Annotated in this window: 8 protein-coding genes and 1 pseudogene; 5 read left to right on the forward strand and 4 right to left on the reverse strand. The window is 62.2% G+C overall.

The genetic code is table 11. From position 1 onward, the window contains the following. The first annotated feature begins 5 nt into the window (after positions 1 to 5). From ACF8R3_RS00275 to tssM, 4 genes are read left to right on the forward strand one after another with little or no spacing between them, the layout of a single operon-like run. Complete coding sequence (locus tag ACF8R3_RS00275) at positions 6 to 1,598, forward strand: sigma 54-interacting transcriptional regulator (RefSeq protein ID WP_196186661.1); 1,593 nt, start codon at positions 6 to 8, stop codon at positions 1,596 to 1,598. Further along, a complete protein-coding gene (gene vasI, locus ACF8R3_RS00280) occupies positions 1,595 to 2,329 on the forward strand; it encodes a type VI secretion system-associated protein VasI (RefSeq protein WP_144965165.1) in 735 nt (244 codons plus the stop codon). Before ACF8R3_RS00275 ends, vasI begins: the two co-directional genes overlap by 4 nt. After that, positions 2,317 to 3,777, forward strand: coding sequence for a type VI secretion system protein TssA (gene tssA / locus ACF8R3_RS00285; RefSeq protein ID WP_196186663.1), 1,461 nt, complete (start codon positions 2,317 to 2,319; stop codon positions 3,775 to 3,777). The genes vasI and tssA overlap by 13 nt, the downstream gene beginning before the upstream one ends. Positions 3,778 to 3,790: 13 nt before the next feature. After that, positions 3,791 to 7,459, forward strand: coding sequence for a type VI secretion system membrane subunit TssM (gene tssM / locus ACF8R3_RS00290; protein WP_196186662.1), 3,669 nt, complete (start codon positions 3,791 to 3,793; stop codon positions 7,457 to 7,459). A 47-nt stretch (positions 7,460 to 7,506) separates the two neighbouring features. On the opposite strand, the gene ACF8R3_RS00295 is transcribed toward tssM, so the two are convergent. Then, positions 7,507 to 7,959 (reverse strand): LysR substrate-binding domain-containing protein, encoded by a 453-nt coding sequence (locus ACF8R3_RS00295; protein ID WP_196127950.1) that lies wholly within the window; start codon positions 7,957 to 7,959, stop codon positions 7,507 to 7,509. Positions 7,960 to 8,255: 296 nt separating this feature from the next. On the opposite strand from ACF8R3_RS00295, the gene ACF8R3_RS00300 reads away from it, so the two are divergent. Continuing rightward, the gene (locus ACF8R3_RS00300) at positions 8,256 to 8,561 is read left to right on the forward strand and encodes a helix-turn-helix domain-containing protein (protein WP_392514565.1); all 306 of its coding nucleotides are present in this window, start codon (positions 8,256 to 8,258) and stop codon (positions 8,559 to 8,561) included. Positions 8,562 to 8,714: 153 nt separating this feature from the next. On the opposite strand, the pseudogene mobH reads toward ACF8R3_RS00300, so the two are convergent. The 3 genes and pseudogenes from mobH to glsB all read right to left on the reverse strand — a co-directional run bounded on the left by mobH (position 8,715) and on the right by glsB (position 13,016). Then, a pseudogene (gene mobH, locus ACF8R3_RS00305) lies at positions 8,715 to 10,564 on the reverse strand (MobH family relaxase). Between the two features lie 496 nt (positions 10,565 to 11,060). Then, positions 11,061 to 11,978, reverse strand: coding sequence for a methyltransferase domain-containing protein (locus tag ACF8R3_RS00310; protein WP_392514567.1), 918 nt, complete (start codon positions 11,976 to 11,978; stop codon positions 11,061 to 11,063). Positions 11,979 to 12,095: 117 nt separating this feature from the next. Beyond that, on the reverse strand, positions 12,096 to 13,016 hold the full coding sequence (gene glsB / locus ACF8R3_RS00315; protein WP_058639778.1) for a glutaminase B: 921 nt from the start codon (positions 13,014 to 13,016) through the stop codon (positions 12,096 to 12,098). Positions 13,017 to 13,024: the final 8 nt, after the last annotated feature.

Below are 13,024 nucleotides of genomic sequence, written 5' to 3' on the forward strand. Positions count from 1 at the left end.
GACGCATGGAAGCGTTGCAGATAGCAAGGCTGGCGGGCGAGATGGCCGCAACGACGCAGTTGGAGCGTTTGGCGCAGATTTTTCTGACGGCTGCCGTGCAGGCGCATGGCCTGGAACAGGGTCTGTGCTTCCAGCGCGATGCCGAGGGTGGCTGGTTGCAACCGCTTGCCAGCACGTCAACATCTCTACCGGTCGATGGGTTACCGGCGATTGATCTGGGAGAGCAGGACAACCCGCTGGTTTATAACCTGCTGGCGGGCCAGCCCTGCCAGATCGACGATGTGCTGCAACTGGTCGCGGTCGGAGAGAGTTTCGATGCACTGCGCGCACGCCTGCCGAGCCGTGCGGGCCTGTTGGCAATGCCCCTGCTGGATGCCTGCCAGCAGGCTCATGGGGTATTGGTCTGGGTCGGTGGCCCGGATGGTTTGCATGCCTGGCGTGCCGATCCCGTGTGGCAGGCGCTGACAGGCATGTACGCCGGGTTGTTTGCTCGGCTGCGCGATCGAATGGCGGCGGACAGGAACGCCCGCTACGAGCATTCGGTGCGCAAGGCACGCGAAGCCGAGCAGGGGCGTACGCGAGCGGTGCGCCTGCTGGCCGCCGAGTTCGTCGGAGGCAGTGCAGCGGCCCGGCGGGTGCGCGAGGAGATGGTCAATCTTGCCGATTCGCACCTGTCGGCCCTGATCACCGGGGAAACCGGGGCGGGTAAGGATCATGCCGCCTGGCTGATCCACCAGGCGTCGTCGCGCGCCGGAAAATTCGTGCCGGTCAATTGCGCGGCGATCCCGAAAGACCTGATCGAGGCTGAATTGTTCGGCAGCACCCGGGGGGCCTTTACCGGGGCGACCCAGGCGCGCATCGGGCTGGTGGCCGAGGCCGATGGCGGCACTCTGTTCCTGGACGAGATCGGCGATATGCCGTTGGAACTGCAGAGTAGGCTGCTGCGCGTCCTCAACGAGAAGAAGTACCGGCCAGTGGGCGCGACGGACGAGCGTGCGTCGAACTTCCGCCTGATCTGCGCGACGCATCAGCCGCTGCCGCAGATGATCCGCGATGGCCGTTTTCGCGAGGATCTGTATTTCCGTATCCGCCAGTTGAACCTGCACCTGCCGGCACTGCGCGAGCGGATCGAGGACGTGGCACCGCTTGTGGCCCATGCGCTGCTCCAGCATAACCGGGAGCGGCAGGTGCATGTAGCTGGCATTGCGCCTGATGCTTTGCGTCTGCTGGAAGCCCATATCTTCCCCGGCAACGTACGCGAGCTGCGCAGCCTGGTGCTGGCTGCCGCCGAACGTACTGGGAACGGAGAAGCCATCTGTGCAGAGAGTGTGAGCGCGCTGATGATGTACTTCGAGCCGCCCCTGGCAGTACCAACAGACAACGAAGACGACGCGGATGCGTTGGTTCAGCAACTGCTGGCAACCGACAACCTGCCGGAGGCCGTCGATGCTTTCGAGCGAATGATGATCGACATCCGTCTGCGTCAGCTCGACGGTTCGCGTAGTCGCGCAGCACTGAGCCTGGGTATTCCCAAGCGGACCCTGGCACGAAAATGCCAGCAATGGAATCTGGATGAAAGGGAGGTCCGTTCCTCATGAAAGTGTTTTTCCCACTGCTGCCCGTGTGGTTGCTGCTGGGGGGCGGGTGCGATGCTTGGGATAAAGGCCAGGTGGAGCAACGCGGGGAGGTTGCAACGCTGGCCGAACCAGGTACTCAGACTGCACGTGACTGTGTTGCGATTGTCTCGGCGGTAGAGCGGCTGGCCTGCTTCGATGAACGGGACGGCACGCCACCGCTTCCCGTTGTACCGCGTGGGCAGTCTGATGACCACGACGCGGCACCGCGTATTGTGGTGCCGTCGATTGCCGACTTGGTGCGCGACAACGAAACGGCCAGATCTGCCCAGGACGAGGCGCGTTTCCTGATCATGGAAAGCAGCGATCTGGCTCTGGATCAGCCGCAGGTGGTGATCTCCGCGCCGGCGCTGGGCGTGGCCGAGCAGCGGCCCTACCTAGCGGTCAGTTGCCTCTCCAATATTACTCGCCTGCAACTGCTGGTGGAGCAGCCGATCGAGCGTAACCAGGTACTGATGCGCCTGGTTCTGGACGAGCGCCCGATCACCGCATCGAAGGTGCCCTGGCAGGTACTGGAGGTGGGCAACGTTGTGGATGCCGGGCGTGGTCTGGTTGCCATCGATCAGTTGAGACGGGTGAGCGAGGGTGCCCGTTTGCGTCTGGAGAGCGACTACATCCCGTTCGATGGGCTGGTATTCGATGCCTCCGGGCTGAAGGGCCTGGTGGATCGTCAGCGGGAGGCCTGTCACTGGTGAGCGATGACATAGCGTTGGACATGGAAGCTCTGTTGGCACCGCTGGATGAGAAACAGCCGGCGGGCTACTTCGATGAAGAGGACGAAACCTTCCAGGGCCTTGAGGAGGAGATGGCGAAGCTGGGAAGTTTGCACGAGCCCGGCATGGACTGGTCCTATATCGACGAGGCGGCGCGTGAATACCTAGCGCGGCAGTGCAAGCATTTGCGGGTGGCCGGGTATCTCATCACCGCGCGGTTGCGCACGGGGGAATGGCAGGACTGGGCCGAGTCGCTGGTGCTGCTGGCCGGGATGGTCGAGCGCTACTGGGAGTCGGCCTATCCCAAGCCGGGTGCCACCGGCTACCTGGCCAAGCGACGCACGCTGGCCTTGCTGTTCGAGCGCCTGAGCGAGGCACTGCCGCAACTCGACCCGACGAGCTTTTCCGCCAAGTACACCGAGATGGCGCGCAAGGCGCTGGGAAGCCTGCGCAGCGGTGCCGCTGCGACGCAACTCGATGACGACTTGCTCACCAGGCTGACGGCTCAACTCATCCGCCGGGTGGAAGAGGATACGTCACCACTCCCGCCACTTGCGCAGAGTTCACCGGCACCCGGGCAAAAAGGCGGCAAGGCGATAACCGAACAGTTCTTTTCCTCTGCGGGCGGCCTGCAGTTGGGTAACGAGCGCGAGAGCAGGAAAACGCTGCTGACGGTCGCCGAGTTCGTCAACCAGCAGGATGCCTACGATCCGGCTGGCTACCAGTTGCGCCGTTTCGCCCTGTGGGCACACCTGCATGCGGCGCCTTCGGCCCGGCACGAGAATAGGACGGAACTGCATGGCGTCCCTGCCGATACCGTCGCGCTCTATGAGGATGCGTTTGGTGCCAATGTCGTCGATCCCATGCTGTTGCATCGGATCGAAAAGAGTGTGGTGTCGTCGCCCTACTGGGTACGCGGCAGCTTCCTGGCTGCGAGCGTGGCTGACCGGTTGGAGATGAAAGAGGTGGCGGAGGCTATCCGCCATGCCGTGGTGCGTTTCGTACGCCGCCTGCCCACGCTGCTGGAACTGAAATTCCATGACGGCCGGCCATTCGTCGACGACGAGACCGCCCGTTGGATCAGTACGAGCGCGGAGGACGACACCCAGGGTGGTGCCTGGCAGGAGTACGGTGCTTTGCGCGAAGAGCTGATCGAGCAACTCGACAGCGCCGGCGTGGAAGTACTGCTGCACCGGCTGCAGGATCTGCAGAAGGCGGACAGTTCTCCCCGCCAGCGCTGCCACGTCACGGTGATCGCCGCCGATCTGCTTGCGGCGCGCGGCCTGTCCTGGCTGGCCGAGGATCTCTATACGCACGCCATCGGTTTGATGGAAACGACCAGCGCACAGCGATGGGAACCGGAGCTGCATGCGCAACTGGCGCAGCGGGTTTCTCCGCAGTCCGTCACTGAGTCTGGGTTGAAAGGTTAAGGAGTACCGTCACATGTCGAGAATCTGGACTTATCTCAAACGCTTCGGGCTGCCGCTGGTGCGCCAGTTCAACAGCGCGATGCCCGTTCTGCTGTTGCTGGCCTGCTGTTTTCTGATGATTGGGATCTGGTGGCTTGGCCCGCAATTGACCTGGCGCGATCAGCAGCCGCTGGCTGAGCTGTCGATGCGGGTGCTGGCTACCGTGCTGTTGGTGCTGGTGCCCACGTTGATCTGGGCCCTGGTGCTGCGCAGCCGCAACCAGCGCTTCGAGGAAGCGCAGCGGCAAGCACAACGCCGGGAGGAAGACCCGTCGCTGCGCTTTGTAGAGGCCCAGGATCGGGCGCTGGATCTCAGCCTTGCCGCCTTGCGCCAGAACCTGGGGGGACGCGACGCACTGTACCGGTTGCCCTGGTATCTGGTACTCGGGGAGGAGAACGCAGGAAAGACCAGCCTGATCAACCGCTCCAACCAGAGTTTTTCGCTGACCGCGATCACCAAGGCTGGCAGTCGGCGGCAACACGGTGATCCCGATCTTGCCTACCCGGTCGACTGGTGGATTGGCGACCAGGCTGTGCTGATCGACCCGCCTGGGGAAATCATCAGCCAGTCGGATGTGCCGCCCCTGGAAGGTGCGCCGCCGCAAGCAGCCGAGGGCGAAGATGGGGATGCCTCGTCCAGTGTTGACGGTGGCGAGAGCCGTCTGCCGCTCGGCACCCATGCCCGCTTGTGGGACGGTCTGGTGTCGTGGCTGGGCCGAAACCGCAGCCGGCGGCCGTTGAACGGTGTGGTGCTGGTGGTGGATATCGTCGCGTTGCTCGGCCGTGGTGCCAGCGATCGCAAGGCGCTGGCGATCCTGCTGCGCTCGCGTCTGGCCGAACTCAGTAGCCAGCTCGGCACCCGGCCGCCGCTGTACGTGACGCTGACCAAGTTCGACCAGCTCGAAGGCTTCGGCCCGTTCTTCGCCCGCCTGCCGCGCTCGGTGCGCGAGGACATCTTCGGTTTCACCTTCACGTTGGAGTCGATGGACGACTTCGACGCCTGGCTGAGCGAGCTGTCGACCAGTTACGACGCATTCGTCTCCCGGCTCAACGAGCAGGTCTTCGACGCGCTCGGCGAACCGACCAGCCAGGAGCAGCGCGAGGGACTGTTCTCGCTGGTGCGTCAGTTGGCTGGTATGCGTCCGGTACTGCTGGGCTTCCTGCGGGAGATCCTCGGCAGCGACCGCTTCACCACGCCGGCCCTGGTGCGCGGCGTCTATTTCTCCTCGGTGTACCAGCAGGGGCTGGTGTGCAATGCCTTCGTCAATGCGGCTGCGCGCTCGTACGGCATGCCGGAGCCGGTACCGGGGGCGCAGCCGGACGGGCGTTCAGTGGTCTACTTCGCCCAGCGCCTGTTTCAGCAGATCATCTATCCCGAAGCGGGCCTGGCTGGCGACAACGTCAAGGTGCTGGCAGACAAGAAGCGGGTACTGATAGCCGGTTGTTGTGCCGCCACGCTGGGCGGTGTGCTGGTCGCCGCTGGCTGGCACCACTACTACGTGGTTAACCGCGACAAGGCCGCCAGCGTGTTGGAGAAAAGTCGCGAGTTCAGCGCGGCGCGCATTGATGGTCGCATCGATCCGACCGGACGCAACCTGCTGGAGCCGCTCGACCAGATCCGCAGCGCGGTGGCCGTCTATGGCGATTACCGGGAGGCCTGGCCACTGGTATCCGACATGGGCTTGTATCATGGGCGCACGATCGGCCCGAAGGTGGACGAGGCATACCTGCAACTGCTGTCCAGGCGCTACCTGCCGGCGCTGGCCACGGGGGCGATGAATGCCATTGAGGCGGCCGGTGACAACAGCACCGATCAGCTCGCGGCACTGCGTGTCTACCGCATGATCGAAGACCGGGAGAACCGGCGCCCGGAGATCGTCGAGGAGTGGATGGCCCGGCAGTGGCAGACGGCATTCCCCGCTGAAGGCCGTGTGCAGGGTGCGCTGATGCGCCACCTGGAATACGCGATGAAATACGCCGATGCCAGCCTGCCGCAGTACCGGCAGCGGGTGCGGGAAGTGCAGCAGCAACTGCGGCAGATCCCGCTCCAGCAGCGGGTCTACATGGCGATGAAACAGCAGGCGCAGGATGCACTGTATGCCCCGCTGGATCTGCGCCACGAGGTCGGGCCGGCATTTGACACTCTGTTCAAACCGGTAGCGCAGCAGGACGGGCACGTCGGAACCCGTATCGACGCTTTGCTCACGGGCAAGGGGTTCCGTGGTTACTTCGAGCCGCACAGCCACGACCTGACCGAACTAGCGATGATCGACCAGTGGACGCTCGGCGAGCGTGCCCGTATCGATTACTCCGAGGCGGACAAGCAGGCGCTGGCACAGCGTATCCGGGCACTCTACAACGCCGACTACATCGATACCTGGCATCGCTCGCTGGGCCAGCTCGACGTGGTGGACTTCGACAACATCTCGCAGGCTGTCGAGGTGCTGGGCAGCGTCACCAGCCCGGCTGCGCCCTTGCGCCGCCTGGTGGAAACCGTGCGTGACAACAGCACTATCTATCCGATGGCGACTGCGACCAGCGAGGGGGCGCAGGCGCAGATCCCGTCTAGCGAGGCCGTTTCCCGCGAACAGGCTGCGGTGATCTCGCGCGCCTTTGCCACGATGAGCGGGCTGCTGACGCCCAAGGGAGAAACGCCGCCTTTCCTCGACGGCACCATGCTGGCGATTGGTGATGTCTATGATACCGTCCGCGCCGTGCAGGACAGCCCGGATCGTGGCAAGGCGGCGCTGGAGAGCGTGCTCTCCCGCTTCACCCTCAAGGGGCCGGATAGCATCGGCAACCTGCAGCGCGTGGCCGCCGGACTGCCGGAACCGCTCAACCGCCATGTGAAGAAGCTGGCTGATGAGTCTTCGCATATCCTGCTGATCGAGGCTTTGCGGGAGTTGGAGCGGCGCTGGGATGCGGACGTCTACGGCTTCTACAGCCAGCGGCTGGCCGGGCGCTATCCGTTTAATCCGGCCAGTCGCGTCGATGCGTCCCTGGAGGACTTCGAGGCGTTCTTCGGCCCGCAGGGACGGTTGCAGAAGTTCAGGGAGCAGTACCTCAAGCTGTTCCTCGAAGACAATCTGGATGCACTGTACTCCGAGCGCCGGGGTGGCTACCTGGTGCGCACCGACGTGCTGGCGCAATTGGAGGCGGCTAACCGCATCCGCGACGCTTTCTTCAACAACCGGGGTGCGCTCGGCGTGCAGTTCGCTGTCGAACCGCTTGGCCTGACCCCGAACCGGCGTAGCAGCGTACTGGGCATCGAAGGGCAACTGGTGCCCTACAGTCATGGCCCCAGCAGCACTGTCGGCCTGATCTGGCCGAACAGCCTGGGCGATGGCACGGAAAGCCGCATCACGCTGATCAACAGCACCGGCAACAGCAGCAGCCTGACCTATCGCGGGCCGTGGTCGCTGTTCCGCCTGCTGGGGCAGGCGCGCGTCAATGGTGCTACCGACAACAGCGTGGATCTGAGTTTCACCGCCAACGATGGCGGCATGCGCTATCGCATCACCGCTGAGAAGGCCAACAACCCGTTCACCCAGCGTCCGTTCAATGGCTTCGTGCTGCCGCGCACCCTGCTGCAGGATTCTGCGGGTGTACGGGTGGCCAGTGTCGGACAGGATCGCAGCGGTTGAGGATGCGGACAACCCGCGCCTTCCGGCGCTGCGTGCTGAAGGCCGGGTTAAAGGCTGTCGTTGTTCGCGACGGCTTGGGCGCGTTGAATCAGACGTTTTACAGTGGCCGGCATAGGCGAATGCGGTAGAGCCAGGTAGGTGGTCACTTGGTGAGAGCCGTTTGCCAGCGGGCGCATCACAAGGTCCAGATTGCGGGAACAGGAGATACGTGACTTGGTGGCGAGACCGATGCCATAACCAGACGCTACCAGTACCGCCATCAACTCAAAGGAGCTCACCCGATCAACTACATTGAGCTTGCTGGCAGCCGATGACAGCAGGGATTCGATCTGCTGCCCTAGCGGGCTACAGTATCCTCTTTGCCACATGATCAGGGGGGTACGGTACTGCTTCTCCAAGCGGAACTTCGGCAAAAGCCAGTAGCGGCGAACGCGAAGGCAGAGCCAGTGCCAGTTCGTCTTGCCAGAGAGAGAATGCCTTTCTTGCAAGAGGCGGCTCATTCATGGACAAGAACAGTCCCAGGCAGTAGCGGCCATCCTTCAACCCTTGGTGCTGATCCTTCTCGGTAGTTTCTATCAGGCGTACCGGTGTCTCCGGTTCTTCCATGTGCTGCTTGGCGAGTAGTGTGCCAGTGCAGTCGGCATGATGCCGGTGGAAACAGCAATTTGCAGTGGAGCAGTGGCATGGTCGAGAGACATGGCGATGTTCCGATGGCTGCATGCTGGGGATAAAGCAATAGCAGAATGAGTTAAACTTACCGTGGTTTAAAACGCTCCCGTCCTTGACGCTTCTGTAGATGCAGAAGCGTCCCACACGATCAGGCCGACCTACAGGCACCACTACTTACGAACCCGAACCCGCCCAAGCGTTCGGGAAAGCTGTGCGCGCATTCCGTGCCAAGAATTGTCTAGCTCAAGAGAATCTTGCCCACCTGGCCGGCGTTGACCGTTCCCATATAGGCAAAATCGAACGCGGCGAGCATATGCCGACACTGGTGATGATCTTGAGGTTCGCGTCGGCGCTGAACTGCGCGGCCTCCGAACTCATCGCCGAGACAGAGCGTATTCTCAAGCGTACTGACAAGAGCTGCGGGGAAGACTGAACCGATGCAATGACGGCTGGCAAACCAAATTCAGGAACTACCCTTCTGCAACAGGATAGTGCTTTTCCTGTCGGTGCATCCAATCTCTGCTTTTGCCGCAGCGTGCAGATCTTGCGCTGTACCGAGCCAAGAAATCGGGCAAGCTCGTTGGTATCAGACTAGCGACAAATAGGGGTTGTTGGGCGGCAAGTCGTCGAAAAGTGTCTCGGGGGCGATGAGCAGGTAGCCGTGCAGCCGCCGCGTCTTGCGCGGGCCTTTGACTTCGCACGTCCAGTTATTCAAGCCGCTGTCCTGCTTACGGTGTAGTTGCAACTTTTCGAACCGTCGTTGCACCCACTGCCATTCCTGCAATTTTTCCTGCTTGGCCAGCGCGGTGATCTGCGGATGCTCTTGCGCATAACGCTGGAACACGCCGGGGCTGACCAGATAGGCCGTATCGCCAACCGTATGCACCAGTGCTTTTGCGTCGTTGATGATGAGACGGCGGGTAACGATGCCCTGCTTCAGCCATGCAATGAAATGTTCGCCAGAAGGCGGTGCTGTCGCGAGCGATGGGCTGCCGGGCACCGGTCTTGATCCCATGCCGGAGGGCGAAGGCATGGCCGCTTGTGTGCTCCCTTCAGGCTGCAAGGGACGCGCTGGCTGCGTCACTGCCATGGGCTCCGCGTGCGGCTCCAGAGCTGCGGCCTCCGGTGCTTCGATCATCGATATCAGCTCCTCCATCACATCCGGCACCCCTGTCGGGGCCTGCTGTGGGCATGCCCTGGGTCAGATCCGACAGCGGCGCAGTTGGGGGCATAGGGGATTCTCCAGCTCTCGTGGCTGGTGGAGGCGCATTCGCTTCCTCGGTCGCAGGTGCCGCATCGACGGTCACAGTGCCGGCGAAGGGCGCGGGCCGATCGCCGTACTCCCAGATCAGCGCGGGTGACAGCTTGAGCAACGTAAAGCTGTGGGACCACTCGCCACTGGTCACGGTGGCGCGCCAGATGGCTTTGTCTTCCGGTTTTGTCTGCAACATTCTAAGGCCTTGCAGCACATTGAACACTGCCGTATTGCTTGCGGGTATTCCCTCGACACCTTGGGATAGAAGATGGGCGCGCAACTTGTCGGAAACAGTCTTGCTGACGAGCCACAAGGCATCTTGTGTCAGCCAGCCGTCCGATGCCTGGTGCTGGTTCAGCTTCAACTCTTCCTTCAGAAGATAGCGAAGGCCATCGATGAGCTTGCGCTGCAGAGCATGCCGGGGTGCAGCCATTGCGCGGCTAGGATCGCCGCCCAGCTCCTGGGCCACCGATGCGCGATCAGCTTGTACGACCAGTTCGCCCAGCACGCCGGCGTGCTCGTACTGGCCTGCCAGCACGTAGAGTAGCGATCCCCACAGGGCGGGATAGGCACTGAGCCAGTCGAGGATGGGCCCGTCGGGTACCTGGTGATAGAGCAAGCCGGTGGCTGCGCCATGCAGCCGATACTCGCGATCCTCTCGGTAGCGAAAGCGATACGGCCGCTGGACGGGACCGTGCCAGGGGTGCCAGATCGTGCCGTCACCATATTCCACGTACAGGTCGACGGCGAGTTTGCCGAGGTCATGGAGCAAGGCAGCGTAGGCCACGGCGGCGGTCCAGTCCTCGGACTGCGCGGCCTGATCTTCCGGCGTCGTGCCGGCAGGCAAAAGATAGGACTGGCGCAGCTTGAGGGCGTGGGCAACGATCTCCAAGCCGTGATCCAGCATGCCTCCGGGATAGGCATGGTGGTGGCTCTCAGAAGCTGGGAACTGCTGGGCCAGGCTCGCATAGCGTTCCAGTGGCGCAAGGTACAGCGACGCGAGCTGTCGGCGGGAGAGCGACGTACGCTGCCAGATGTGCTCAAGAAGCTTCTGCCGACGTGGTGTTGCCAACAGAGACGCGGCCGGTCCCGGCCGCGTCTCTGTTGGCTGGTTCGGTGGAAGGTGCTTCGGGAGCGTTGGTCGCAAGCGGCGCCCGTTTGTGCCGGAACAACGACAGCATGGCGGCATCCTGGTGATGGGCTGGGCGGGAGAGCTTTTTGGCCTTTTCGGGTAGGGCCTTTCCTCTTGCCCCGTTCCATTGACCCTTACCTGCCCTTTGCCCCTTATCCAAAGCCTTTTCATATAGGTCGGATCGGATTGCGGTGCGACAAGGAATGGGGCACGCGTGTACGGATCACCCAAGGAACACAATTTGCAGATTGGCGTTCAGTGTGCGGAGCACAGTACTTGGATCCCACGTGGCAAGCTTTGATAAAGCCGAAGTGATACCGGTCAGACGAATACAACAATAGAGGCAAGTTCAAGCCCCGCACAGCTGTTAATTTTGCCAGTTGTGCAGGGCTCTCTACCCCCTGACACTGCACCCGTGTGTGAAGGAACTGAACCGAACGACAACTAAGGCCGCGCCTGCCTCTGGTCCAGTTCTTTCACACCCCTATCTTTTTTTGCAGATCAATCCATCCCCGAACACCTGGCCTGGGTACAAGCCGCCTACCTCATGGCTTGACTGACGTCGTCGAGCATAGCGACATCGTAGGCGGGTCGTCAGGCGTGAATGCCATTGCAGCATCGAGGGGGTTAGTGGTCATCATACGCATGGCGCCTTGCTGCTCAGACTCGACGTGCGGCGTGTATTCCACAGGTTGCACCACCAGGGACGTCACGCTGGCCTGCTCGCGATGGTGCTGCAGCAATTTCTCGACCATATCCTGTGTGGTCGGCGTCTGAGCCCGGTCGATCACTGACAGCACACCGCCAGAACGAAGAATGCGATCAGCGATCTCGTAGACCCTGTTCTGCACGAAGATCCGATGTTCATAGGCTGTGGGCATCAGCGCCAGATCGACCGCGGCGTTGTGCCCACGTGCATCATGGGTACCCAGCAACCAGCACGCGACGGCGTCGAACTTTGGCTGACGTTCGAGCCATGCTTCCAAGGCGGGGTCGTTCAGGGCATCGCCCTCGATGAGCAAACAGTCCGCTTCGGGCGCTTCTGGGATTTCGCTGTAGATCAGCCGATAGGCGTTTTCATCGAGGCTAACCGGCGTTTCCCTGGCAATGACCTCGACGCAGAAGCCCTCGTCGGCGAGCCGCTTGCGCGTCGCCGCAATGCACTGGGGGTTCTCTTCCACGCACACGACGGTATGCCCCTGTTGCAGCAGCGCCAGCGTGGAATGGCCGACGCCACAGCCAATCTCCAGGGTACGCGGGAAGCCCTTTACGCGTTCGGCCATCCAGGAATAGTGGCCCTGGGCCAAGTGACCTTCGGAGTTGATGCCCCAGCTCTTGATGTACGCTTTGCGAAAGCTCTTCAGTTGATAGAGGGCTGACGGCTGCAGGCCACTGCCGCCGCCGATAGCAGGCTTTCTCTTGGCTTTTTTCAGGTCACGTCGTCTTTTGCTGTTGATGCTCATGGCTGATCTCCCTGAGGGCCTGTATGTGCATCTGGATCTTACTTGGGACGATCGTGCTTGACTGTAAACAAGGGGTTTGCACGTCTGACAAGGGTTCAGACGTGTAGGCACTGGCCCTCAAGGCACCGCCGAAAAGACCGACCCCGTGATGCGCTCACTCAGCAACTCCAACGCACGAATACCTGCCAGCGAATTGCCAGAAGCGTTAAGCGCTGGGGACCAGACGCAAATGCTGTACCGCCCGGGGACCACTGCCACGATGCCGCCGCCAACGCCACTCTTGCCCGGCAGGCCCACACGATAGGCGAAATTGCCGGCTTCGTCGTACAAGCCGCTGGTAGCCATGATGGCGTTCACCTGCTGGGCCTGACGTGCGCTGAGCACGTGTTCACCGCTGTGCGGGCAATAGCCGCTGTTGGCCAGAAACGCAAAGCCCCGCGCTACGTCGACGCAGTTCATCGACAGCGCGCAGTGATGGAAGTAGCTGCTCAGCACCGCGTCCACGTCGTTATGAAAGTTGCCAAACGCGGTCATCAGCCAGGCCATGGCGGCATTGCGTGCGCGGTGCTGGTATTCGGACTCGGCCACCACCGTGTCGCTGACGATGCGCGGGTTGCCAGCCAGGCGGCGAACGAAGTCGCGCATCGACAGGGCAGGGGTGGCGAAGCGTGACTGGTTGATGTCGCAGATCACCAGTGCGCCAGCATTGATGAACGGGTTGCGCGGGCGACCCTTTTCCACCTCCAGCTGCACCAGCGAGTTGAAGGCCTGCCCCGAAGGCTCGTAACCCAGGCGTGACCAGATGTCTTCGCCGCTATGGTTGATCGCCTGGACCAGGCTGAACACCTTGGAAATGCTCTGGATGGAAAAGGGTGTGTAGGCATCGCCAGCGCAGTGCAGTTGGCCATCAAGGCTGTGCACTGCGATACCCAGCTGGTTGGGGTCGACCTGGGCCAGGGCGGGGATGTATTGCGCGACCTGACCCTGGCTGAGCAGTGGGCGCACCTGGTCGAGGATCTCTTGCAGCATGTCTTGCATCGCGACGG

It is taken from the genome of Pseudomonas sp. FYR_7 (genome assembly GCF_043106155.1).
In the GTDB taxonomy this organism is placed as follows: Bacteria; Pseudomonadota; Gammaproteobacteria; order Pseudomonadales; family Pseudomonadaceae; genus Aquipseudomonas; species Aquipseudomonas parafulva_B.

Excerpts from the sequence above, each read along its gene's own strand:
- ACF8R3_RS00275 (WP_196186661.1), top strand. The coding sequence starts at position 6 with ATGGAAGCGTTGCAGATAGCAAGGCTGGCGGGCGAGATGGCCGCAACG.
- vasI (WP_144965165.1), top strand. The coding sequence starts at position 1,595 with ATGAAAGTGTTTTTCCCACTGCTGCCCGTGTGGTTGCTGCTGGGGGGC.
- tssM (WP_196186662.1), top strand. The coding sequence starts at position 3,791 with ATGTCGAGAATCTGGACTTATCTCAAACGCTTCGGGCTGCCGCTGGTG.
- ACF8R3_RS00295 (WP_196127950.1), bottom strand. The coding sequence starts at position 7,959 with ATGAGCCGCCTCTTGCAAGAAAGGCATTCTCTCTCTGGCAAGACGAAC.
- ACF8R3_RS00300 (WP_392514565.1), top strand. The coding sequence starts at position 8,256 with ATGCAGAAGCGTCCCACACGATCAGGCCGACCTACAGGCACCACTACT.
- ACF8R3_RS00310 (WP_392514567.1), bottom strand. The coding sequence starts at position 11,978 with ATGAGCATCAACAGCAAAAGACGACGTGACCTGAAAAAAGCCAAGAGA.
- glsB (WP_058639778.1), bottom strand. The coding sequence starts at position 13,016 with ATGCAAGACATGCTGCAAGAGATCCTCGACCAGGTGCGCCCACTGCTC.